Source organism: Clostridium celatum DSM 1785, assembly GCF_000320405.1.
In the GTDB taxonomy this organism is placed as follows: Bacteria; Bacillota; Clostridia; order Clostridiales; family Clostridiaceae; genus Clostridium; species Clostridium celatum.
Genome location: NZ_KB291640.1, coordinates 1 through 23,512, shown reverse-complemented (window position 1 = coordinate 23,512; position 23,512 = coordinate 1). Strand labels below are relative to the sequence as shown.

Sequence of the window (23,512 nt, the reverse complement as noted above, 5' to 3'; positions counted from 1 at the left end):
GAAATACTAATATCTATATCACCAATATTAACCTTTATTTTCTCACCCTCCTAAACCTTAAGGTTACTATTTATGATAGTGTCCACTTATTTTCTTTTTTATTCAATTAAAAATAAAAAGAGCTTAGATTTTACTCTAAGCTTGCTATTTTACATTTATAAAGTTGTATTCACCTTCACTTTTTGATATTAGCGCTATTCCATCATCTGAATAATTATATATTTCACTTTTTTTATTATTAGTAAGTCCCATAAACATTAATTCTCCATTTTCATTTATAGATAATCCCTTTTCTATATTAATGCTACTTGGAAAATCATATACAATCCTATGAGCTACCCCTGTTGAAACTTCATAAATAGAATATACATTATTTTTTATTTTTCCTAAAACATATATTTTTTCATCACTTACTTCAACATCTGATATTTCTGTAATATCTAGACATACCTCTTTTATGTTTCCTTCTTCATCTATACTTTTAAGCACTCCATTATCATCAAAATCCTTTTGAACAAAATAAACCTTTCCATCTATATATTCTAAAAAGCTTATAAACCCATTATTTATTTCATATAAAAGTGCTTCTTTCTTAGTTACTATATCATATGTAAAAATACCATTGACTTTATTCTCAACGTCAATACCATAAAAAATCAGTTGATCATCATTAAACCAATCTATAAATTTTCCTGATATTATAGCTTTATTTTCTATTAATTCAGAAGTATTTTCTTCTAAATTAAAATTTATTGGTTGCAAATATTCATTATTTGCAAAATAAAAAACATAATTACCTTTAGGTGATATCTTAAAATTTGATACATTTTCTTCTTCTACTTTAATGTCATTATCTTTATAATTTATAAAATAATTTGTGCCTCTAAAATACGTATATGTATTACTTAGTAAATTAAAATTATTTATTACTTTATCTTCTGTATCTACACCTTCATAGTCATACTCATTAATAAAATTAAATGTATCGAAGTTTTCTCCTTCTTGCTTTACAAAAGCTCCTCTAGATATTTTCACCTTTAAAGCTAATGGTTTTTCCTCTATTTTTATTTGCGCCTTACAGCCAACAAGTAAAAAGCTTATAGATAATATAAATAATCTATAAAATAATATAGTCCCTTTCCTTTTCATCTACTTCTCCTTTTCTTAATATACTATCCCCCTACAAATAATTTCTGCACCACCAATCATAAAAATAGAATTGTTAACTATTTCTATAACAAGCTTACCACCTGGTACAAAAACATTTACTTTACCCCTTGTATTTCTTAATTTATTACAAACTACAGCTGATGCAGAACATCCTGTTCCACAAGAATAGGTTGCTCCAGCTCCTCTTTCCCAAGTTTCTACCCTTATATTTTCGTCATCAATAACTTTTACAAAGTTAACATTTGTTCCTTCTAAAAATAATTCATATTTTTCAATATATTTTCCCTCTTCTACATTATAATCGTCATCATCAACTAAAATAACTGTATGCGGTACTCCAACTAAAATAGATGTTGCATTATATTCTTTACCATTTACAGTGATTTTTTCATTAATTAATTCTTTTTTATCTTTTAGTGGTATACGGCTTCCATCAAAAGATATTTCACCCATATATACTCTAACATCTTGTACTATATTATATTCATCTATATTCAAATTCAAAACCTTTATTCCATCTCCAGTTTCTACTTTAATTTCATCTTTTAAAACTAAAGAATTTTCATAAACATATTTTCCAAAACATCTAATGGCATTCCCACACATATTAGCGCTAGAGCCATCACTATTTATTATGTCCATTTTCATATCAGCACAATTTGAATTTCTTACTAAAACTAATCCATCAGCTCCTATTCCAAATCTTCTATGACAAAGCTTTTTTGCTATTTTACTTTCTTGCCCCTTTAATTTAGATTCTAAATCTAAAATGAAAATAAAATCATTTCCTGTTCCATGCATTTTTACAAATTCCATAATAACCCCCTAATAATCACATTGAACTAATACCGCTTTTAATGTTATACTAACCTTAATTAGTACCTAAGAAAGGATGAACATTTATGGCAATAGACGGTATCTACTTATATAGTTTAGTTGAAGATTTAAAAAAATCAATAATAAATTCTAAAATTGACAAAATAAATCAACCTGAAAAAGATGAAATAATTTTAACACTAAGAAAAGACAGAAAAAATGTTAAACTGCTTATTTCTGCCTCATCCAAATATCCTAGATTTCATCTAACAAATGTAATAAAACAAAACCCTCTACAAGCCCCAATGTTTACAATGGTTTTACGTAAATATTTAATTGGAGGCCAAATAACTGATATTACTCAGCATGAGGGTGATAGAATAGTTAAATTTTATATAGAAGCTGCTGATGAACTAGGCTTTAACAGTATCTATATTTTAATAGTAGAAATAATGGGAAGACATAGTAATATAACTTTGGTTAGAGAAAGAGATAATAAAATAATGGAATGTATTAAACATATTTCTCCTAGCATTAATAGTTATAGAGTACTATATCCTGGAATAACTTATAAACTTCCGCCTAAATCTACTAAAATTAATCCATTCACATTTAATAATACCACTTTAACCCAATTTTTGCATGAAAATCCCATAATTTTTGATAAAAATTTCTTTACTTCATGCTTTACCGGTATTAGCAAACCATTATCAGAACATCTTTATATTGAATATTTAAAAAACAATAGTGATTTCTCTGTAGATTTAATTTATAAATTTATTTCTAATTTTTTAAATACTTTAACAGATAATAAAGATTTTAAAATTTATATAGATTCTGATAACAATTATTTTGATTTTTATACTATTTCCTTAAATCAATTAGAAGCTTCTTATACTTCTGAAAGTTTTGATGATGTTAACCAGTTAATGGATAAATATTATATGGAAAAAGATAAACAAGAAAGAATAAAATCACGCTCTATAAATTTACACAAACTAGTTACTACAAATATTGATAGATGTTTAAAAAAAGAAATGAAGCTAAACTCACTTTTAGAAAAGTGTTCTGATAAAGAAAAATTTAAAATAGAAGGTGATTTATTAACTTCTTATATTTATAGTATAAAGAAAGGTGATACTTCTATAACTTTAGTTAATTTCTATAGCGAAAATAGTGAAGAAATAGAAATTCCTTTAGATGAAAATAAGAGTCCTTCTGAAAATGTTCAAAGCTACTATAAAAAATATAATAAATTAAAAAAATCTGAAGAATCTGCACTTGAACAATTAGAAAAAAATTCTGATGAACTTAATTATTTATATTCTGTATTAACTAATATAGAAAATTGTGAAAGTTACACTGAAATAGATGATATTAAAGAAGAGCTTATTTCTACAGGTTATGTAAGAAAGAAAAAGTCTAATAAAAATTCTAAAAAATCAAAATCATCTAAACCTCTTCATTATATCTCTTCTGATGGAATAGATATTTTTGTAGGAAAAAATAATATTCAAAATGACTATTTATCATTAAAATTTGCAAATAAAAACTTTATGTGGCTTCATACTAAAAATATTCCTGGTTCTCATGTTATTGTTTGTTCAAACAATATTCCAGATAATACATTAGAAGAGGCAGCAACTCTAGCTGCATTTTATAGTAAAGCAAAAGACTCCTCTAAAGTACCAGTTGATTATACATTAGTAAAAAATCTTAAAAAACCTAATGGAGCCAACCCAGGAATGGTTATTTATCATACCAACTATACAATGTATGCAGAACCTTCACAATTAACTAATCTTAATATAACTAAAATTTAACAACTTAAGCACTTTAAAAAACTATTATTTGATATAATAACAAATTATGTAATTCTGTTAATTAAGATATAAAAAATTCTACAAAAATACTTACTTAAAATAATAGAGAGTATGTTATGCTAATTAGCTTTCATACTCTCTATTTTAAGTACTTAATTATTTAATTTTTCTAAATATGATTAACAACCATATCTCCATGATTTTTAATTTTTTCATTATCAAAATATTGATAGTAATAGCATTTTAATTTACCATTATATAGCTTTCTATTTTTAGTTGCTTTTCTTCCAAACGGTGATTCAAAGCCCTCATAAGAAGTTAATATATTAAAATCCCAAGTATCTAACTTTCTCTTATTCATACCTAAGTATTTATATAATTCTTCAACTTCTTTCTTTTCTCCAAGTATTACACCATATGGTGGATTAATTATAATAAATGCATTTTTTTCACTTGATGAAAACTCTTTAAAATCTCTCTTTTGGAACTCTATGTAATTAGATACGCCTGCTTTTTGAGCATTACTTCTTGCAATTTTAAGCATTCTTCCATCTATATCATAACCAATAAGTTTAATATCTTTTTTCTTTATTGATCTTTCAGCACCTTCTTTAACTTGTTCATAAATATCTTTACCAATCGTTGGCCATGTTTCTGATACAAAGTTTCTACAAAGACCTGGTGCTATATTTTGCATTATCATTGCTGCCTCAATTAATATAGTTCCTGAACCACAGAATGGATCAACTAAAGTATATTCCTCTTTCCATCTTGAAATTAAAACTAAAGCTGCTGCCAAAGTTTCTTTTAGTGGTGCAATCCCTGCTTCTTCTCTATATCCTCTTTTGTGAAGTCCAACTCCACTAGTATCAATTGATAAAGTTACAACATCCTTTAATATAGAAACTTCAATTTTATATACTGGTCCATCTTCACTAAAATGTGTTACTCCATAATCTTCACTCATACTTGTTACAATAGCTTTTTTTACTATTGATTGACAATCTGGCACACTAAAAAGTGTTGATTTTACTGATTTTCCTACAACGTGCATAACACCATCTTGTGGTATAATTTCACTCCATTTTACTGCTTTAGTTCCTTGGAAAAGTTCCTCAAAGCTTCTTGCTTCAAACTCTGCCATTTTTATAAATACTCTATCTGCAGTTCTTAAATGAACATTTGCAATAGCAATATCCATTTCATCACCTTCAAAATGTACTTTCCCATTTTCAACCTTTAAATCTTCATATCCTAAAGCTTTTAACTCTTTAGCTGTAATTCCTTCTAATCCAAAGGTAGTTGTTGCTACTAAATTATATTCCATTTTTCTTTTGTCTCCTTTTATGATTCATATATTTTTACTGAATCATTTCCGTCTATTTCATTAATTTCCACTGCTACTATTTCTGTCTTAGATGTAGGTATATTCTTTCCTACATAATCAGCTCTAATAGGTAATTCTTTATGTCCTCTGTCTATAAGCACAGCAAGTTGTATTGAAAGTGGTCTGCCAGCATCTATAATAGCTTCTATAGCTGCTCTTACAGTTCTACAAGTAAATAATACATCATCTATTAATATAACTTTCTTTCCTTTAACTTCTACTCCTAAATCAACAGAGTTTATTTCTGGAATATCATTAACTTCTGTTATATCATCTCTATAAAGGCTTATATCTACATACCCTACTGCTACATTTACACCTTCAATTTTCTCTATATTTTCTGCAATTCTTTTAGCTAATGGATATCCTCTTCTTTTTATACCACTAAAACAATATCCTCAACGCCTTTATTCTTTTCAATTATTTCATGTGAAATTCTTATTAAACTTCTTCTTATTGCATTTTCATCTAATAAATTTGCTTTTAACTTCACTACGATTCACTCCTACTATTTTCTTAATTTATCTAATAATTCTTCAAAATACTTTGGTAATTCTGATGTAAATTCCATATATTCTTTTGTTCTTGGGTGAATAAAACCTAAAGTCTTTGCATGTAACGCTTGCCCTTCTATATTAAACTTTTGTCTTTTATAACCATATACTAAATCACCAACTAAAGGATGACCTATTGATGCCATATGAACTCTAATTTGATGTGTTCTTCCAGTTTCTAATGTACATTTAATTAAAGATACACCTTTATCATATTGTTCTAATACTTCATAATGAGTAACAGCTCTTTTACCATCACTATTTATAGCCATCTTTATACGATCTTTTTTATCTCTACTAATAGGTTTATCCACTGTACCTTCTAAAGTACTAAATCTTCCTTCAACTAGAGCATAGTATTCTCTTTTTATTGAGTGATCTTTAAACTGAACAGCTAAACTATTATGTGCATCATCATTTTTAGCTATTACTAGTATTCCTGATGTATCTTTATCTATTCTATGAACAATACCCGGTCTTATTACACCGTTAATTCCTGATAAATCTGTACAATGATGTAATATCCCATTAACTAAAGTTCCAGTATAATTACCTGGAGCTGGATGAACTACTACACCCTTAGATTTATTAATAATTATAACATCACTATCTTCATATACTATATCTAAATCCATCTTTTCAGGTAATACATTTAACTCTTCAGGTTCTTTTAATTTAACAGTAATAACATCATTTTTTCTTAACTTATAATTACTCTTTATTTTTTTATCATTTACGTTAACATTTTCATCATCTATAAGTCCTTGAATAAATGATCTAGATTTTCCTTCTATTGCTTCACTTAAATATTTATCTATTCTTTGCCCAACTTTTTCTTCATCTATATTAAATATAATTTCTTCCATATTAATTATCTCCGTCATTTCTTTTTCTTTAGACATTATAATATATAAATACCTTATACTCAATACACATTACTCAAAAGTAATTAAATTAAATTTAAAGGAGACCACTTTCTGGTCTCCTATATGTATTAACTATTAGCAAAAAACTTTTTTATTTCTGACATATCATCATTAAATTCATCCGAAAGAACTTCTTCTTTCTTTGGCTCTTCAAAAATATCTACTTCCTTTTCTGTTAACTCATAATTTTCAACTGGTTCAGCTACATTGTAATTTTTAGTTAAATCTTTTTCAAGTTCATCAAATGTTTGAAGTTGAGTATTCATAAATCCTCTAAACTTAGCTCTAAATTTTATAAACTCTTCCTTAACTCTTTCATATTCATCATTAATAGTTACTACATCACCGTGAGCCTTATCTAAAATTCTTTGTGCTGTTTCATTTGCATTGCTAATAATTAAATCTGCTTGTTTTTCTGAACTTTCTTTTGCTTGATCAGCTGCATTTTGAGCTAAAAGTAAAGTGTTTTGTATGGTTATTTCAAGCTTTTCATAATGTTCTATTTTTTCATTAGCTCTATTTAAACTATCCTTAAGTCTTGAATTTTCTTTATATAACTCTTCATAATTTTCAACTACATCATCTAAAAATTCATCAACCTCTTCTGGGCTATATCCTCTTATTGCTTTTTTAAATTCTTTATTGTTTATATCCATAGGAGTTAATTTCATCCCCGTCACCTCTTCTATATATACTTTTTAATGTTTATTTTATATCTTCCACTTTTCGTATTTCCCATTATATTACCAACTAAAAATTTTCCTGTTCCAGAGATTGTTATTCTTTGCCCTTCTTTTATCTCTTGACTTTTACCCTTTACTTTAGCATAATCTACTAAAACCTTATTTGTATCTATAAGCGTTATAGCTTTCCCCCTAGATACATTAGATAGCTTAGAAACAAAATTATCTAATCTAAGTGAAGGTATTATTATTGTCTCTTCTTTAAAATTAGCCTTTGGCAAATCTTCCTCAAATATCTCACAAACCTTAACAGGTGCTTTATTAACTAATTTCAGTTCAGTACATATATAATCTGCAAGTTCTTCGTAAACAGGAACTATTGCATAATCATCATTAACTCTTAAGTCCCCCAACTTATCTCTTTCTAATCCTAAAGCCATAAGTGCTCCTAAATAATCTCTATGAGTTAATTTATTAAATTTAGAACTATTGCTTATTTTAAGTATTTTATAAGGGTAAGGTATAGAATAAATATTATTGAAAGATAATATTTTTCTATCACCTTCATCTAATCCACATTCAGCTTTCACAGAAAAATTATTTGAATTAAACTCCTTAATAAAATACATCCAAATATTAGGTTTACAAAAAAACTTTGTAAATGTAGGAATATCCTTTAGATAAGCTATATTCATACATTCATATACTTTTATAACATCTTCAATGTCTTCTTTTGAAAAATTCTTTAAAATATCATCTTTACTTATCATGCTATCCTAATAATAATCCTTTAATTAAACTTAAAAACATAATTGCTAACACCGGCGAAAAATCTAACATCATTTGACCAAAAAATTTTTCTTGCACTCTTCTAAAAGGTTCTAAAATAGGATAATTAAACGATGTTATTATCTTATAAACTTGGCTTTGTCTAAGATTAGGTATATAAGACATTATTATCTCAGCAAATATACTTATATATAATACTGAAAATAATAAAGATAAAAAATTACTTATAATTCCTATAAAAATCCCTCCTATTTATTCCAATTAAATAGTGCTTTTGAACTTATTTCAGTTCTAAGTTCGTTACTTACTTCAACATTTGATGGAGAAAGTAAATAAACTCTTTGTTCTACTTCTTGAAGCTGAGCTCCTAAAACACAACATGCACCACTTATAAAATCAACTAATCTTTGTGCTATTTTTGTTTCCATTGCTGTAGTATTAACAACAACTATTTTTCTATTTTTTATGGCATCAGCAATTTCTCTCGCTTCTTCATAAGATGTTGGTTTTACCACCATTATTTTTGCAGATGCAGCATTATGAATATTTACAACCTTATTTCCTCTTTGTTTAGATATTATTGGCTCTATTTCTTCAACTTCATCTTCTTCTTCTTCAAGAGTTTCATCAACTTCATCAAATTCTTCCTCAAAGTCACCTAATCCTATCATTTCTTTAAACTTTCCAAACATATTTATCCTCCTCTAATTATCCCTTGCTCCAAATATTCCAGAGCCAACTCTTATTGTAGTTGCTCCCTCTTCTATAGCTATTTTATAATCATTTGTCATTCCCATTGATAAAAATTCCATTTTTATATTTTTAAATGTACGTTTTTTTAACTCTTCATAAATAGATTTTGTTTTTCTAAAATAATATCTATTTTCTTCTTCACTACCCTTCGGTATTATAACCATAATTCCATTTACTTTTATGAAATTACATTCCTCAACAAAAGATATTAAATCTTCTATATCCTCTTCTAATATACCACTTTTACTTTCTTCCCTACCTATATTAATTTGTATTAGCACATTTGCTATACTATTTGATTTTCCAAATTCATTTTCAATCTTTTCTGCAAGTTTAATACTAGATAAAGAATGAATTAAGTATACATTATTTACAAGATATTTAACTTTATTAGTTTGCAATTTTCCTATAAAGTGCCATCTAATATCTTTTGGTAAAACTTCTTTCTTAGAAATAAGATCTTGAACCTTATTTTCTCCAAAATCTCTTTGTGAGGCATTATACGCTTCCATTATTAGTTGTACTGGCTTAGTTTTTGATACTGCTATTAAAGTTACATCTTTTGGTATTTCATTTAATATATTTTTAATTTTGTTTTCAATACTAATATTAACCCCCTCCTTTGAAAGAGATTTGTGTTCCTATAGAATATTATTCTTCAAAAGTCTTAAATTCCCTTCATACTTTTCCAAATAATTATACCATTTTTCTTGGATTTTTTTAAGAACTTTTTTAATTTAACTATCAGCCCTTTGCATATAGGTAGGTGCAATAGAATATATACTTTTAGGTAGTATAATTTTATCTACTTTCACTATACTAATATCTAAATTTCTTATAATTAAATTATTTATGTGACTTCCTTGAGCCAAAAGCGAAGCTTCCAACTGTTCTGGATCTCCAATTGCGTAAAAAGCAAATGGTCCCTCTATCTTTTTAGTTTTATCATCTAATTCAATAAATGCCCATGCACATTCTACTCCAGTTGTATTTATTATTCTATAAGCTTCCCTTGACAATTCATTTATTTTTATTATTTTATCAAATTCATCATTTACTTCTCTAGTAACACTATTATATGAATTTAATCCTAATGCTTCAGCTCCTGCAATTCGTAATTCATTTAATACAAGAGCAACATCTGATGCATGTAAAATGCTTCTGCTTACTTCAAATTCACTATTAGTATAAACATCAAAATCAGCATCATTAATAGTAAGTATTATTCCTGGTCCACTAACCATATTAATTCCTGCAACAGTACTATAATCATTTAATTGACTTTTCATATGCTCTATGATTTTTTCATGCCCATTTTCATCTACATTATAACTGCTAATCTTTTCATAAAGATTATAATTTTCATCTTTTAAGTTTGCAATTTCATCATACAACTTATTTCTTTCTTCTGTAGCATCTTTGTATTGCACTGCATTTAAATTGAATATTCCTATATTCTTTCCCATGCCCACATTTACTACAATTAAAAATCCTAAAGTAATAGAAGCAATAAAAACAAAAAACTTAAACTTATAGTTTTTCATTTAATCACCTCTTTGCTTATTTTTAAACTTTTCTAGCAACAATCTTCTTATACTACCGAAATTATCAAATATTCTGCTTCCAAAAACAATTACCGCTGCAATATAAATAGGAATTCCTAATCTATCTCCTAAATAAGCAAGTGCTGCTGCTAACAATGAATTACCAAAGAATCCTGATATGAATATATCAGGTTTAAAATTTTTATTAAGCCATGCCCTAAAAGCTCCAAAAACAGAATCTAAACATGCAAGTATTGCAATTGACATATAAGGAGAAAACTTTTCTGGAATATTTACATCAAAAAGTAATCCTAAAAAAACTCCTATTAATAATCCTATAACTGCTATCATAATCTCTCCTCCTTATTGTACTGGTGTCATATATTCTGATTTTAATGATTGTGTTGTTTTATTAATTATAATATCATCTAATGTTTTTATATCTTTATCATAATATTTTAATGCACCATAATCTAACGCCCCTGCATAGTTTACACCTACATTTAACTTTGATTTATCTCCAATTGCTTTTATTACAATTTCAGCATTAGGATCTATTCTCCCTGCAGAACTTATAGAAATATAACTTCCAGCTGTTTTTATTCCTGTTTGCGGTGTTATTCTCATATCATTAATTGATATAGCCTCAGCATTTGAATACCACAATGAGTTTACTATGTTAACTAACTCTTCCTCACTAATTGATTTTACATTTTGAGTTGAATTAGTAGAGAATATAGAGTTTTTAGGAGTTATTGTTAATATTATACCTGGTCCTTTAACATCTAAAAGTCCTATCTGCATTCTTGCATTATCTAGTAATTTTTTAATTTCTCCTTCAACCTCCCCCTCTTTTGCTGCAGCTTCTTCTAATTTTTTAAGTTCCTCTGAAAGTGACATATTTGTCTCTTCTAATTCTTTTTTTTCTTTTTTTAGATTTTCAATTTCTAATAAAATATCTGAATTATTTTCAATAACATTTTCTTTATTTTTATCAGTTAACAGTTTAAATTGATATGTTAATAAAAATCCTAATAATGCACAGACAATTGCTACTAAAATTTGTGAACCAATTTTCTTCAAATATGTTTCCTCCTATTCTTTTTTTATTACTGGCGAACCTTCAAAGCTTACATTTATATATCCCTTTTTTAAATTCACAGTATTATCTAACATTATTGAATATACTTTTTCCATTTTGTTGTGAAGCCCTTCATCATCTCCAAAGAATATTTCTACATCTCCAATATATCCTCTTATATCTATAATATTAGATATATCTAATGCATCTAACCTTAACTCTTCTCTATTTTCTGATATATATGGATAAAACTTATTTAATATTTCTTTAAACGAATCTAATTCACTGTTATTGTTATCTTCTAATATGGTATTAAGATCAACACCTATTATCTCTACTAAGTTTCTGCCTTCTATACTTGCTACTTCCTCTATTTTTTCTAAATTATTGTTCACTATAATGTACTTTTCATTCATTTTTATATAATAAACTGGAGCTTCCTCCTTAATATTAATTTCTAACGTAGATATTCCTTTTATTTTTACTGTTACTCCCTTTATATATTTATTTCTTTGTAGTGTTTCCTTTATGGCTGTTTGATTAACAGTGAAAATATTTTGTCCTATCTTATCTTGAACTAATGGTGCTAAAGCTTCAGTTGCTATAGCTGAATTTCCTGAAAATATAATGCTTTCCACATTGAATATAGGCGCTTTAGCTATAAATATAATTATAGCCACTAAAGTCACTATAGTCATTAATATTACTTTTTTAATTTTTCTTTTTCTCTTTTTAGAATTTATAAACTTTTTTACATCTTTCATATTTATTCCTTATATCCTTTGTAATTAATTTTATTCTCTCTTACTATTTTATCATAAATTACAATTTTTTTTACGATAATTTTGTATAAATGAATAAATTATGGTTATTAAGTAAAATTTAAGAGCTTCTTAAAAATAAGAAGCTCTTATAGGTTATCTTTTAAATAGCTTTATCTTCTATTTGTCTAGATATATTTAATAAAATTCCCATCGCCATTAAATTTATAACAAGCCCCGATCCTCCATAACTTATAAAAGGCATCGGAACACCTGTTACTGGCATAGAACCTGTTACAACAGCTATATTTATTATAGCTTGAACTGCTATTATAGAAGTTATTCCCATAGCTAAAAGTTTTCCATAGGTATCCTTAGCTTTTATAGCAACTTTTATTCCTCTCCATATAAATATTATAAATAAAGAGATTATAAATAGACATCCTATAAGTCCTACCTCTTCTCCTATGATAGAGAAGATAAAATCATTATGTGGCTCTGGCATATATAATGTTTTTTGCCTTGATTGTCCAAGCCCAAGCCCTGTAAGACCACCTGACCCTAACGCTAAAAAAGATTGAATTAATTGATATCCAGCATCAGCTGCATCTTTCCACGGATCTATAAAATTTAACATTCTTTCTCTTCTATAATCTGAACTAAATATAAAAAATATAGCTAACGTTGTTAAAGCTGGTAATATTATTCCAAATAAATGCTTAATTTGACCCCCTGCCACAAAAAGCATAATAAATGTTACTATCATAATTATAGCTGCTATACTCATATTATGTTCTGCTAATATAAGTGCCGCAAAAAATCCTGAAACACATAAATATGGAACTAACCCATGCCAAAAATCTTTTACCTTATCCCCTTTAACATCTATACTTAAAGCTAAAAACAATACTACTGCATATTTTGCAAGCTCTGATGGCTGAAAAGAAAATATTCCAACTTGAATCCATCTTTTAGCACCATTAACTTCTGGAAAGAAAAATACAGATATTAATAATGGTATTGTAATTATTAGTATTGCAGGGGTAATTTTTTTTAATTTATGATAATCATAAGACATCATAAATATCATTGCTACTAGCCCTATAATTGCCCATAATAATTGTCTCTTAAAAAAATACATACTATCATTATTATGAAACATTGAGTAAAACGAACTTGCCGAATATACCATAATAACTCCTATAGATAATAAAATGCATAATGTAGTAAACATTCCATAATCAATTTCGCCTAAGAGTCTCTTTTCATTGGGCTTATAAAATTTCATAGACATTCCTCCAATTTAATTACTAAATTGCAAAAAAACCTATTATACATAAAACTACAGTTATTATTGAAAATATTGTAACTATTTTTACTTCGTTCCAACCACATTGTTCGAAGTGATGATGAATTGGAGCCATTTTAAATACTCTTTTACCAGTAAGCTTGAAAGAAGTTACTTGAATTATTACTGATAAAGCTTCTATTACATAAATTGCACCAACTATAACTATTAGCAATGGTTCTTCTAATATTATTGCTATAGTTGCTATAGCACCACCTATTGCCAGAGATCCTGTATCCCCCATGAATACTTTAGCTGGATAAGCATTGTTTTTTAAGAATCCTAAAAGTCCACCAATTAATGCAACTGCAAATATAGCTAAAGAATATTCTTTCATTATTACACAAACTACAGCAAAGAATGTTAAAACTAATACTGATACTGATGATGCTAAACCATCTAATCCATCAGTTAAATTAACTGCATTTGTAGTAGCTGCATATACAAGAACTATAAAAGGTATATACATAATACCTAGAGGTATTTTAATTTGTGTAAATGGTATTATTACATCGTGTTGAAAATTTAAATATGCATAATACCCTAAAGCTCCAGATACTATAAGTAATAACACCATCTTTTGCCAAGCCTTTAAACCTTCACTTTGTTTCTTTATTATCTTTAAGATATCATCTAAAAATCCAATAAATCCAAATGCTATTAATGAGTATAAAGCTATCATACCTTTTTCTGTAAAGCTACTGCTCATTATTAACATTACAATTAAAGTTGAAAGTATAAATATTACTCCTCCCATAGTTGGAGTTCCTGCTTTCTTTAAATGACTCTTTGGACCTTCTTCCCTAATGTTTTGACCAAATTTAAGTCTTCTTAATATTGGTATTGCTATAGGTCCTAAAATTAAGGCAATTAGTGTACCTAAAATTAATGTTATTGCTAAAATCTTAAAAATTTCTGACTGTGACATACTTATTATTCTATCCCCCATCTTTCTACTGCTTTAATAGCAGTTCACCTCCTTAGTTATACTGTTAACTCAGTAAGAGCTTGTGTTACATCTTCAAGTTTCACACCTCTAGATGCCTTAACTAATATTACATCATCTTTTTTTACAATATTTTTTAATTCTTTTATGCATTCATCTTTAGTTTCATACATAAATATATTTTCATTTTTATAACCATCTTTAAAGTTATTTCTCTGTTCTCCTATTACTATTAAAAGATCAACTTTATCTCTTGCATATTCACCAATTTCCATATGTGCTTTAGTAGCTTCTGTACCTAATTCATACATATCTCCTAAAATTGCTATTCTTCTATTGTTTTTATAGGCAGAAAGTACATCTAATGAAGATTTCATCGAATCAGGACTAGCATTATAACAATCATTAATAATAGTAAATCCATCTTTTTTTATTAATTGTAATCTCATTGAAGTTGCTTCTAAATTTTCTAAGCCTTTTATCATTTCCTCTAAAGATACATTTAGATTATTGGCTACTTCAATAGCTATCATTGTGTTTAAAACATTATGCTTTCCTGCCATTTTTAAAGTAAATACAGCCTCTTTATTACCAACATGAGCTAAAAACTCTGTTTCTTCTTCCCTTAATATAATATTAGAAGCGTAAACATCATATTCATGATTATATCCAATTTTTTTAAGTTTATATCCTTTTTGTGAAATATTTTTAAGCATCTTATCTTCTGCATTAATAACTAGAATGTTATTTTCATTAAAACAAGTTGTTATCTCCATCTTAGCTTTTAATATATTTTCTTGAGTTTTTAGGTGTTCCATATGAGATAATCCTATATTTGTAATAGCTGCTATATCAGGAGTTGCAACCCTAGCTAATACTTCTATCTCTCCTAAATCACTCATTCCCATTTCTAATACAGCAACATCTATATCTGAAGTTAATTCTAGTATCATAAGTGGTAATCCTATTTCACTATTAAAATTACCTTTTGTTTTAAATACCTTATATTTACTACTTAATAGTGCTGCAATTAAATCTTTTGTCGATGTTTTACCTGTTGAACCTGTAACCCCAACAACTTTAACATTTAATTTATTTCTATAATAAGTTGCTAATCTTAATAAAGCCTTTATTGTGTTATCAACCTTTATAATAATTCCTTTTCCTTCAGCCTCATTTAAATCAAAATTCACTTCATCTACAATGGCTATAGATGCACCATCTTCTAAGGCTTTTATAGCAACATTGTTAGCATTAAATTTTTCACCTTTTATTGCTAAAAATATATTATCTTTTTCTATCTTTCTATTATCAATACAAAATTTATTAAAGTTTTTATAATGATTATCTACTATAACCTTACCTTCAAGTGCTTTTACTATCTCTTCAAATGACATTTCCATAACTATCACACTACTTTCTTCCATTTATTATGTCATCAACTACTTCTCTTTCATCAAAATGAACTTTACCTTCTGGCATTATTTGATATGTTTCATGTCCTTTACCAGCTAACACAATTACATCTCCTGGCTCTGCCATGTTCATTGCCATTTTTATTGCTTCTACTCTATCTTCAATAGCTATATAATTTGTCTTTTCTGTACCAAATACAATTTCTTTTAATATTGCAAGTGGGTCTTCTGTTCTTGGATTATCAGATGTAATTATTACTAAATCAGCAATCTCTGTACCTATTCTTCCAAGCTCAGCTCTCTTAACCTTATCTCTATCTCCACCACTACCATAAACAGCAATAAGTCTATTCTTTGTAAATCCTCTTAATGTTTCAAGTATATTCTTAAGTCCATCTGGAGTATGAGCAAAATCAATAACTATTTCATACGGTAAATTGTATTTTTGACCAATTCTTTCACATCTACCTGGAACTACTACATCTAATAAACCTTTCTTTATGCTTTCATCATCAATGCCTAAAGCTTTAGCTGCTCCTATACAACCTAATGCATTATAAATATTATATTCTCCTGGAAGAACAAATTTATATTCTACATTATTTACATTAAATATAATATCTTGTTCTTCTAATTTAATGTCATAGGCTCTTAAATCACTTTCTTCTTTTATTGAATAAGTAGTTACATTCTTATCTAATCCCTTTAAATCATTTATTATTCTATATCCATAATTATCATCTACATTAATAACACATGTTTTACTTCTTTCAAAAAGCTTAAACTTTGCATTATAGTAATTATCAAAAGTCTTATGAAAATCTATATGGTCTCTTGTTATATTAGTAAATATTCCAACTTCAAAATTGCAACCATATACTCTATTTAACTCTAATGAATGTGAAGATGCTTCCATAACACAATATTCACAGCCTTCTTCTACCATATCACTAAATAGTTTTTGTAACTCTAACGATTCAGGTGTAGTCATTTCTGATTTAACTTTTTTGCTTCCTATGTAATTTGCAATTGTTCCAACTAACCCTACTTTTTTACCTGCTTTTTCTAATATAGATTTTAATATATATACACTAGTAGTCTTTCCATTAGTTCCTGTAACCCCTATAAGCTTTAACTTTTTAGTAGGGTGTCCATAAAAATTAGCTGACATAGTTGCTAATGTTTTTCTTCCCTCATTTACTCTAATAACAGTTACTGACTCATCTATATTATCAAAATCTAAATCTTTTTCACATATAATTACTGTGGCTCCAGCTTCTATAGCCTTCTTAGCATAATCATGACCATCAACTTCAAAGCCTGATAAACATACAAAAATATCACCATTTGTTATTTTTCTACTATCGTATTGAATATGATTTATTTCCTTTTCTAAAGTTCCTTTTACTAAATTAAAGTCCACATCTTGTAATAACTCAATTAAATTCATAATCTATCTCTCCTTTAAAATATCTATACTACTAATAAACAAAAAATTTAGCATGTGAGTTTCCCACATGCTAAATAACAAAGGGAAATTTGTTAATCACCATATTCAGCACTTAAAGTAAGCTTTACTGTAGTACCAACTGAAATTAACTCACCCTTAGGAATACTTTGCTTATTAACTACTCCATCACCTTGAAGAGTATAATCAATACCTAGTGATTTTAAAAGTTCCGTAGCTGCCTCACTTGAATATCCACTTAAATCTGGCATAACAACACTCTTATTATAAGTTTCATTTTCATCTGTGTAAAGATTAATAGTAGAGCCTTCTTTAACTGTATATCCAGGATAAGGGTTCATATTTGTTATTATAGACCCATTTCCATAAATATTATACTTCAAATTATAATCTTTTAATATATTTTTAGCATCCTCTACTGACATATCTCTTACTTCTGGTATTACTATATCCTTTAAGATAACATCCTCATCTTGCTCTGTTTCTAAATAATTTATTATATCATTAATTAAAATTTTACCTAATGGAGCTGTTACTACACCTGCATAATAAGCGCCAGCACTTGGTTCATCTATGGTTACAAACACTGTAAATTGAGCTTCTTCTCCATTCATAACAAATCCTGCCATTGAAGAAATATATTTACCACTTTCATATCCACCTGTAACAGGATTTACTTTTTGTGCTGTTCCAGTCTTTGCACCTATATGATATCCTTGAATATACGTCTTATTAGAACCACCTTGTGCTACTGTTCTTTGTAAAAAGTCTCTCAATGTACTTGCAGTTTCTGCCGAAATAACATTTTCTGTAATTGTAGGTTCAAATTCTTCATCTACCACTAGATTTCCTTGACTATCTTCATGTGTTACAGACTTCATAATGTGTGGTTCTATTAAAGTTCCACCATTTACTATAGCATTAAATGCTGTCATATATTGAACTGCATTTACTGTATTAGTTTGTCCAAAAGATATTGTTGCAAGGTCCGCTTCATTTATATTAGCTGCAGACTTAATTATTCCCTTAGCTTCTCCTGGTAAGTCTATTCCTGATATCTTACCAAAGCCAAATTTCTTTATATATTCTGTAAGTTTCTCCTTACCAATTTTTTCTCCAAGCTTCATAAAACCAACATTACATGAGTTTTGAAGAATTTCAGATAATGTCTGCTCTCCATGTCCTGAAGTTTTCCAACATTTTATTGTATGTGGTCCAACTTGTAAGCTTCCTCCACAATTAAAAGTATCAGTTTCACTAACAAGTCCTTCTTCAAGAGCTGCTGACATAGTAATTACCTTAAATATTGATCCTGGTTCAAATGTATCATTTACTAAGCTATTTCTCCACATTTTTTGAAGTTTTTCTGCATCTGTTTCTCCAATAAAATCTTCATATCCATCAAATGGACTATTCGGATCAAAATCAGGCTTGTTAACCATAGCTAAAATTTCACCATTATTAGGATTCATAACTAATATAGATACTCTGGCTGCTTTATTTTCTACAAGTCCTTTTTCAGCTACCTTTTCTGCTATAGCCTGAATATTTTTATCTATTGTTAAACTAACATCTTTACCTTCTATAGGAGCTGTAAATTCTGATATAGTATATGGTAAATTTTCACTATTTCTATCTAATTCTGTTCTTCTAAGGCCTGGAACTCCTGATAAATATTCATTATACTGAAGTTCAACTCCTGTTAATCCTTGTCCATCTACATTTGTACTTCCTAAAACATGAGATAAAAATTCACCTTCTGGATAATATCTCTTAGTATCTGGTGAAACTATAACTCCTGAAATCTCTAATGCCTTAACTTTATCAGCCTCTTCTTTTTCTATTCTTCTAACTAGAGTTGCCGATCCAGCATTTGCTCCACTAGGTAATTTAGTTTCAAGTTTTTCTAAAACTTTGTCACTTTCCATAGCTAATGCTTCTGCAATTAATGGAGCAATATCACTTGTTGATTTATCATTCTTTTTCAAATATTGTCTTATAGAATTTAAATCAAAGTCTACTCTATATACATTAGCCGATACTGCAAGCTCGTTTCCATTTCTATCTAATATCCTTCCTCTTCGTGCATCTATTCGCACTTCACTCGTCCATTGCTCTTCTGCTCTTGATGAATAATCTTCTCTTTTAACTATCATTATGTAAGATAGCCTAAGTATAAGTATAAGAAATATTGCTGTAATAAACCATAAGGCAAGCGTCATTCTTTTTCTAATCAATGCCCGGTCTTTAAAATACTTTTTATTCATACTCATTCCTCCATGAAATATTCAACTAATTAAATAATCATGAATAACAATATCTCTTTACTTATAGGTAAATACTTTAGGCCAATTAAGAGTCTATAATTATATAATTAATTGAATATTTCTATTAATTTCCCAAATAAACTGCTATTACCTTTCTCTTCTTCCTTTATATGAGAAAAATATTCTTTAGACATATCAATACTTATAGTACTCTCTTCCTTTGGATAAACCATTCCTATTTCTTCTGCAGCACTTTTAACTACATCAAAAGCTGCAAACTGTAGCATATCTACTTTTAATGCTTCATTTACATCTAACTCTTCTCTTACAGCATCTTCTATAGTAGTTAAGTTTTCTTGTAACTTATATACATATCCATCTATAAGTAAAACAATAAAAGATAATATAAATGCTAAACTTGCAACCTTAAAAGTATTCTTTATAAATTGTTTTCTTTTTAAATGATTTTTCTTTTCTATTGCTCTTTTTTGTTCTTCTCTTTGGCGTTCTTTTTCTTTAATTTTTCTCTCTGGTACTAGAGCTGTATTTCCTCTTATATAATCATATTCTCTTACACCCATTTTATTCACACCCCCACTAATTTTTCATAATATTTATATTTTTTCTATAACTCTTAGTTTAGCACTTCTACTTCTTGGGTTTATTTCTACTTCTTCTTTACTTGGTTCTATTGCTTTTCTGCTTATAACCTTTACCTTTGCTTTTTCTCCACATACGCATATTGGAAACTCTTTTGGACATCTACATGATACAGCTAAATCTCTAAATTTATTTTTAACAATTCTATCTTCTAATGAGTGGAATGTTATAATAGCCATTCTTCCGCCTTTGTTTAGCTTATTTACTCCATCCTCCATGGCCTTATTTAAAATTGAAAGTTCACTGTTTACCTCAATTCTAATAGCTTGGAAAGTTCTTTTAGCCGGGTGTGGCCCCTCTCTTCTTGCTTTTGCTGGAATTGCATTTTTTATTATCTCAACTAATTCTAAAGTTGTTTCAATAGCTTTTTCTTCTCTTCTCTCAACAATAAACTTTGCAATTCTTTTTGCAAATTTTTCTTCTCCATAATCTCTTATGATTCTATATAATTCTTCTTCGCTATAATCATTTACTACATCATAAGCTGAAAAATTATTTTCTCTATTCATTCTCATATCAAGAGGAGCATCTTTCATATAACTAAAGCCTCTTTCACCTTCATCTAATTGATAAGAAGAAACACCTAAATCCATTAGAATACCATCAACTTTTTCAATTTCAAGCTCTTCTAAAATAGCTCCTATGTTATGAAAATTGTTATGTACAAGAGTTACATTCTTAAAATTATGTAATCTTTCTCCTGCCGCTCTTAATGCATCTTTATCTTGATCTATACCTATAAGTCTACCTTCACTAGATAATCTTTTAACTATCTCACTTGAATGTCCTGCTCCACCTAAAGTACAATCAACATAAATACCATCATCTTTAATGTTTAATGCTTCTAAGCATTCATTTAACAAAACTGATACGTGATTAAATTCCATTTTAAAACTCCTTATATTCCTAAATCGCCCATTTTTTCAGCAATCGAATTAAAATCTATGTTTAATTCATTATATGCTTGCCATTTTTCTTTACTCCAAATTTCTACTTTGGTTAATGCGCCTATACTTACTATTTCCTTTTCTATGCCTGCATATTCTTTTAGATTTAATGGAATTAATCCTCTTCCTTGTTTATCTGTTTCCACTTCACATGCTCCTGAGAAAAAAAATCTCACAAAAGCTCGTGCCTCTTTATTTGTAAGTGGTAACTTCTTAAGTTTTTCTTCAAGTATAATCCATTCCTTTTGTGGATAAGCATAAAGACATCCATCAAGTCCTTTAGTAATTACAAACTTTTCTCCAAGCTCTTCTCTAAGCTTTGAAGGTACAACAATTCTATTTTTATTATCCAAACTATGTTGGTATTCTCCAATAAACATTTTGCACCTCCAGTAAGTAATATTTAACCACTTTTAACCACTTTACACCACTACATTATATATTCTATAAAATAATTGAAATTCCTTCAAGTTTTATTTGAATTTTTCTTTATAAAACTTAGCATTTTCAATACTTTTTATTAGTTTTTAATAAAACTATACAAACAAACATTTCTTATTCCTTTTTATGTAATATTATTCAGAAAAAATATCATTTTCTATCATTATTTTTAAATATTATTAAATAAAATTTACAATGAAAATCTCTAAGAAAATTTCAACAATATTTACTATAAATCTCTTATAAATTTTATAATAAATTTCAAATAAAAAAATAAAATCTACAAATACAATAAGATACTTGTAGATTTTACTTTTATATTATACCCTATATAATTTAAAGTTAATTATACATTAAATCTGAAGTTTACAACATCTCCATCTTTCATAACATATTCTTTACCTTCTAATCTGTATAGACCTTTTTCCTTAGCTGCTGCCTCTGAACCACATTCTACTAAATCATCATATGCAACAACTTCAGCTCTAATAAATCCTCTTTCAATATCTGAATGGATTTTACCTGCAGCGGCTGGTGCTTTAGTTCCTTCTTTTATTGTCCAAGCTCTAACTTCTTGAACACCTGCAGTTAAGTAACTTATTAATCCAAGTAATTTGTATGAAGCTCTTATAAGTTTATCTAATCCTGATTCAGTTAATCCATATTCTTCAAGCATTTCTGCTTTTTCTTCATCTTCTAATCCTGATAATTCTTCTTCAAGCTTTGCACAAACAACCACTACACCTGAATTTTCGTTTGCAGCATATTCTTTAACCATTTTTACATAGTCATTTTCTAGATTTCCAGCCATCATATCGTCTTCTGATATATTACAAGAATATAAAACTGGTTTAGAAGTAATCATAAATAAAGATTTAACAAAAACTTCTTCATCTTCAGTTAATTCTAAAGTTCTTATTGGTTTGTTAGCTTCTAAGTGTGCTTTAACCTTTTCCATTATTTCATATTCAGCTTTAGCTTTCTTGTCACCTGATCTAGCAAGTTTTACTCCTTTTTCCATTCTTCTTTCTAAAACTTCTAAATCTGCAAATATAAGCTCTAAGTTTATAGTTTCAATATCTCTAATTGGATCTACTGATCCTTCAACGTGAACTACATTCTCATCTTCGAAACATCTAACAGCATGTACTATAGCCTCAACTTCTCTTATGTGTGATAAGAATTTATTTCCAAGACCTTCACCTTTTGAAGCTCCTTTAACTAACCCTGCTATATCATAAAACTCAACAGCAGTATATACTTTTCTCTTTGTTCCATACATTTTTTCTAATACATCTAATCTCTTATCTGGTACACTAACAACACCTACGTTTGGTTCTATTGTACAGAATGGATAGTTTGCTGATTCTGCTCCAGCTTTAGTGATAGCATTAAATAATGTACTTTTCCCTACGTTTGGTAGTCCTACAATCCCTAATCTCATCTATATAACATTCCTTTCATCCGTTACTCTATTTTAATACTTTTTAGATTATACTCCAGAATCCCTTTCTTTTCAACCTATAATAATCTCTATAGCTACATTTAATTATCATATTTAACAAAAACTTATCTATTTCCCCACTATAATTTCCATAAAAAAATCAACTTGCTTTTATGTTTATATTTTCTCTAAAAATAAATTAAACAACAAAAATTATTATTTAAAACATTTAAAGCTTATTCTCATAATTATAATTAAAATAAAAAGTCAGCAATAAGCTGACTTTTTA

Annotated in this window: 23 protein-coding genes and 1 pseudogene; 1 reads left to right on the top strand and 23 read right to left on the bottom strand. The window is 27.9% G+C overall.

All coding sequences use genetic code 11. The annotated features are described in order from the left end of the window. Nucleotides 1-144: 144 nt before the first annotated feature. Together HMPREF0216_RS07180 and dapF are read right to left on the bottom strand one after the other, a co-directional pair. Complete coding sequence (locus HMPREF0216_RS07180) at nt 145-1,149, bottom strand: hypothetical protein (RefSeq protein ID WP_005213036.1); 1,005 nt, start codon at nt 1,147-1,149, stop codon at nt 145-147. Nucleotides 1,150-1,164: 15 nt separating this feature from the next. Then, nucleotides 1,165-1,986, bottom strand: coding sequence for a diaminopimelate epimerase (dapF, locus tag HMPREF0216_RS07175; RefSeq protein WP_005213034.1), 822 nt, complete (start codon nt 1,984-1,986; stop codon nt 1,165-1,167). Nucleotides 1,987-2,072: 86 nt separating this feature from the next. On the opposite strand from dapF, the gene HMPREF0216_RS07170 reads away from it, so the two are divergent. Then, nucleotides 2,073-3,809: an Rqc2 family fibronectin-binding protein gene (locus tag HMPREF0216_RS07170; protein ID WP_005213033.1), complete on the top strand. Its 1,737-nt coding sequence runs from the start codon at nt 2,073-2,075 to the stop codon at nt 3,807-3,809. A gap of 169 nt (nt 3,810-3,978) precedes the next feature. On the opposite strand, the gene HMPREF0216_RS07165 is transcribed toward HMPREF0216_RS07170, so the two are convergent. The 21 genes and pseudogenes from HMPREF0216_RS07165 to ychF form a co-directional block, all read right to left on the bottom strand. Beyond that, complete coding sequence (locus HMPREF0216_RS07165) at nt 3,979-5,136, bottom strand: THUMP domain-containing class I SAM-dependent RNA methyltransferase (RefSeq protein WP_005213032.1); 1,158 nt, start codon at nt 5,134-5,136, stop codon at nt 3,979-3,981. A 17-nt stretch (nt 5,137-5,153) separates the two neighbouring features. Next, a pseudogene (gene pyrR / locus HMPREF0216_RS07160) lies at nt 5,154-5,689 on the bottom strand (bifunctional pyr operon transcriptional regulator/uracil phosphoribosyltransferase PyrR). 15 nt (nt 5,690-5,704) lie between these two features. Continuing rightward, on the bottom strand, nt 5,705-6,616 hold the full coding sequence (locus HMPREF0216_RS07155; protein ID WP_040419308.1) for an RluA family pseudouridine synthase: 912 nt from the start codon (nt 6,614-6,616) through the stop codon (nt 5,705-5,707). A 128-nt stretch (nt 6,617-6,744) separates the two neighbouring features. Continuing rightward, nucleotides 6,745-7,347 (bottom strand): DivIVA domain-containing protein, encoded by a 603-nt coding sequence (locus tag HMPREF0216_RS07150; protein ID WP_005213028.1) that lies wholly within the window; start codon nt 7,345-7,347, stop codon nt 6,745-6,747. A 14-nt stretch (nt 7,348-7,361) separates the two neighbouring features. Beyond that, complete coding sequence (locus HMPREF0216_RS07145; protein WP_005213027.1) at nt 7,362-8,129, bottom strand: YlmH/Sll1252 family protein; 768 nt, start codon at nt 8,127-8,129, stop codon at nt 7,362-7,364. A gap of 1 nt (nt 8,130) precedes the next feature. Next, on the bottom strand, nt 8,131-8,376 hold the full coding sequence (locus HMPREF0216_RS07140; protein ID WP_278244421.1) for a YggT family protein: 246 nt from the start codon (nt 8,374-8,376) through the stop codon (nt 8,131-8,133). 20 nt (nt 8,377-8,396) lie between these two features. Further along, nucleotides 8,397-8,840, bottom strand: a complete 444-nt coding sequence (locus HMPREF0216_RS07135; RefSeq protein ID WP_005213023.1) for a cell division protein SepF — start codon at nt 8,838-8,840, stop codon at nt 8,397-8,399. 12 nt (nt 8,841-8,852) lie between these two features. Then, entirely contained in the window at nt 8,853-9,509 is a 657-nt protein-coding gene (locus HMPREF0216_RS07130; RefSeq protein WP_040419304.1) for a YggS family pyridoxal phosphate-dependent enzyme, read from the bottom strand. Between the two features lie 129 nt (nt 9,510-9,638). After that, nucleotides 9,639-10,445 (bottom strand): DUF881 domain-containing protein, encoded by an 807-nt coding sequence (locus HMPREF0216_RS07125; protein WP_005213020.1) that lies wholly within the window; start codon nt 10,443-10,445, stop codon nt 9,639-9,641. Beyond that, complete coding sequence (locus tag HMPREF0216_RS07120; protein WP_005213019.1) at nt 10,446-10,796, bottom strand: small basic family protein; 351 nt, start codon at nt 10,794-10,796, stop codon at nt 10,446-10,448. Nucleotides 10,797-10,808: 12 nt separating this feature from the next. Continuing rightward, a complete protein-coding gene (locus tag HMPREF0216_RS07115; RefSeq protein ID WP_005213018.1) occupies nt 10,809-11,528 on the bottom strand; it encodes a DUF881 domain-containing protein in 720 nt (239 codons plus the stop codon). Nucleotides 11,529-11,540: 12 nt separating this feature from the next. Further along, entirely contained in the window at nt 11,541-12,290 is a 750-nt protein-coding gene (locus HMPREF0216_RS07110) for a cell division protein FtsQ/DivIB (RefSeq protein ID WP_005213017.1), read from the bottom strand. A 160-nt stretch (nt 12,291-12,450) separates the two neighbouring features. After that, the gene (gene spoVE / locus HMPREF0216_RS07105) at nt 12,451-13,575 is read right to left on the bottom strand and encodes a stage V sporulation protein E (protein WP_005213016.1); all 1,125 of its coding nucleotides are present in this window, start codon (nt 13,573-13,575) and stop codon (nt 12,451-12,453) included. 22 nt (nt 13,576-13,597) lie between these two features. Further along, nucleotides 13,598-14,584, bottom strand: a complete 987-nt coding sequence (mraY, locus tag HMPREF0216_RS07100; protein ID WP_005213015.1) for a phospho-N-acetylmuramoyl-pentapeptide-transferase — start codon at nt 14,582-14,584, stop codon at nt 13,598-13,600. Between the two features lie 35 nt (nt 14,585-14,619). Continuing rightward, complete coding sequence (locus tag HMPREF0216_RS07095) at nt 14,620-15,984, bottom strand: UDP-N-acetylmuramoyl-tripeptide--D-alanyl-D-alanine ligase (protein ID WP_040419334.1); 1,365 nt, start codon at nt 15,982-15,984, stop codon at nt 14,620-14,622. A gap of 10 nt (nt 15,985-15,994) precedes the next feature. Then, nucleotides 15,995-17,446 (bottom strand): UDP-N-acetylmuramoyl-L-alanyl-D-glutamate--2,6-diaminopimelate ligase, encoded by a 1,452-nt coding sequence (locus HMPREF0216_RS07090; RefSeq protein ID WP_005213013.1) that lies wholly within the window; start codon nt 17,444-17,446, stop codon nt 15,995-15,997. 92 nt (nt 17,447-17,538) lie between these two features. Then, a complete protein-coding gene (locus HMPREF0216_RS07085) occupies nt 17,539-19,731 on the bottom strand; it encodes a stage V sporulation protein D (protein ID WP_005213011.1) in 2,193 nt (730 codons plus the stop codon). 107 nt (nt 19,732-19,838) lie between these two features. Beyond that, a complete protein-coding gene (locus HMPREF0216_RS07080; RefSeq protein ID WP_147576247.1) occupies nt 19,839-20,321 on the bottom strand; it encodes a hypothetical protein in 483 nt (160 codons plus the stop codon). A gap of 24 nt (nt 20,322-20,345) precedes the next feature. Next, nucleotides 20,346-21,278, bottom strand: a complete 933-nt coding sequence (gene rsmH, locus HMPREF0216_RS07075) for a 16S rRNA (cytosine(1402)-N(4))-methyltransferase RsmH (protein ID WP_005213009.1) — start codon at nt 21,276-21,278, stop codon at nt 20,346-20,348. A gap of 11 nt (nt 21,279-21,289) precedes the next feature. Beyond that, on the bottom strand, nt 21,290-21,718 hold the full coding sequence (gene mraZ, locus HMPREF0216_RS07070) for a division/cell wall cluster transcriptional repressor MraZ (RefSeq protein WP_005213008.1): 429 nt from the start codon (nt 21,716-21,718) through the stop codon (nt 21,290-21,292). A 407-nt stretch (nt 21,719-22,125) separates the two neighbouring features. After that, nucleotides 22,126-23,223 (bottom strand): redox-regulated ATPase YchF, encoded by a 1,098-nt coding sequence (gene ychF, locus HMPREF0216_RS07065; protein ID WP_005213007.1) that lies wholly within the window; start codon nt 23,221-23,223, stop codon nt 22,126-22,128. Nucleotides 23,224-23,512: the final 289 nt, after the last annotated feature.

Excerpts from the sequence above, each read along its gene's own strand:
- HMPREF0216_RS07180 (WP_005213036.1), bottom strand. The coding sequence starts at position 1,149 with ATGAAAAGGAAAGGGACTATATTATTTTATAGATTATTTATATTATCT.
- rsmH (WP_005213009.1), bottom strand. The coding sequence starts at position 21,278 with ATGGAATTTAATCACGTATCAGTTTTGTTAAATGAATGCTTAGAAGCA.
- dapF (WP_005213034.1), bottom strand. The coding sequence starts at position 1,986 with ATGGAATTTGTAAAAATGCATGGAACAGGAAATGATTTTATTTTCATT.
- HMPREF0216_RS07120 (WP_005213019.1), bottom strand. The coding sequence starts at position 10,796 with ATGATAGCAGTTATAGGATTATTAATAGGAGTTTTTTTAGGATTACTT.
- HMPREF0216_RS07095 (WP_040419334.1), bottom strand. The coding sequence starts at position 15,984 with ATGGAAATGTCATTTGAAGAGATAGTAAAAGCACTTGAAGGTAAGGTT.
- HMPREF0216_RS07145 (WP_005213027.1), bottom strand. The coding sequence starts at position 8,129 with ATGATAAGTAAAGATGATATTTTAAAGAATTTTTCAAAAGAAGACATT.
- mraZ (WP_005213008.1), bottom strand. The coding sequence starts at position 21,718 with ATGTTTATTGGAGAATACCAACATAGTTTGGATAATAAAAATAGAATT.
- ychF (WP_005213007.1), bottom strand. The coding sequence starts at position 23,223 with ATGAGATTAGGGATTGTAGGACTACCAAACGTAGGGAAAAGTACATTA.
- HMPREF0216_RS07165 (WP_005213032.1), bottom strand. The coding sequence starts at position 5,136 with ATGGAATATAATTTAGTAGCAACAACTACCTTTGGATTAGAAGGAATT.
- HMPREF0216_RS07090 (WP_005213013.1), bottom strand. The coding sequence starts at position 17,446 with ATGAATTTAATTGAGTTATTACAAGATGTGGACTTTAATTTAGTAAAA.
- HMPREF0216_RS07110 (WP_005213017.1), bottom strand. The coding sequence starts at position 12,290 with ATGAAAGATGTAAAAAAGTTTATAAATTCTAAAAAGAGAAAAAGAAAA.
- HMPREF0216_RS07135 (WP_005213023.1), bottom strand. The coding sequence starts at position 8,840 with ATGTTTGGAAAGTTTAAAGAAATGATAGGATTAGGTGACTTTGAGGAA.
- HMPREF0216_RS07170 (WP_005213033.1), top strand. The coding sequence starts at position 2,073 with ATGGCAATAGACGGTATCTACTTATATAGTTTAGTTGAAGATTTAAAA.
- mraY (WP_005213015.1), bottom strand. The coding sequence starts at position 14,584 with ATGGGGGATAGAATAATAAGTATGTCACAGTCAGAAATTTTTAAGATT.
- HMPREF0216_RS07085 (WP_005213011.1), bottom strand. The coding sequence starts at position 19,731 with ATGAATAAAAAGTATTTTAAAGACCGGGCATTGATTAGAAAAAGAATG.
- HMPREF0216_RS07150 (WP_005213028.1), bottom strand. The coding sequence starts at position 7,347 with ATGAAATTAACTCCTATGGATATAAACAATAAAGAATTTAAAAAAGCA.
- HMPREF0216_RS07125 (WP_005213020.1), bottom strand. The coding sequence starts at position 10,445 with ATGAAAAACTATAAGTTTAAGTTTTTTGTTTTTATTGCTTCTATTACT.
- HMPREF0216_RS07155 (WP_040419308.1), bottom strand. The coding sequence starts at position 6,616 with ATGGAAGAAATTATATTTAATATAGATGAAGAAAAAGTTGGGCAAAGA.
- spoVE (WP_005213016.1), bottom strand. The coding sequence starts at position 13,575 with ATGAAATTTTATAAGCCCAATGAAAAGAGACTCTTAGGCGAAATTGAT.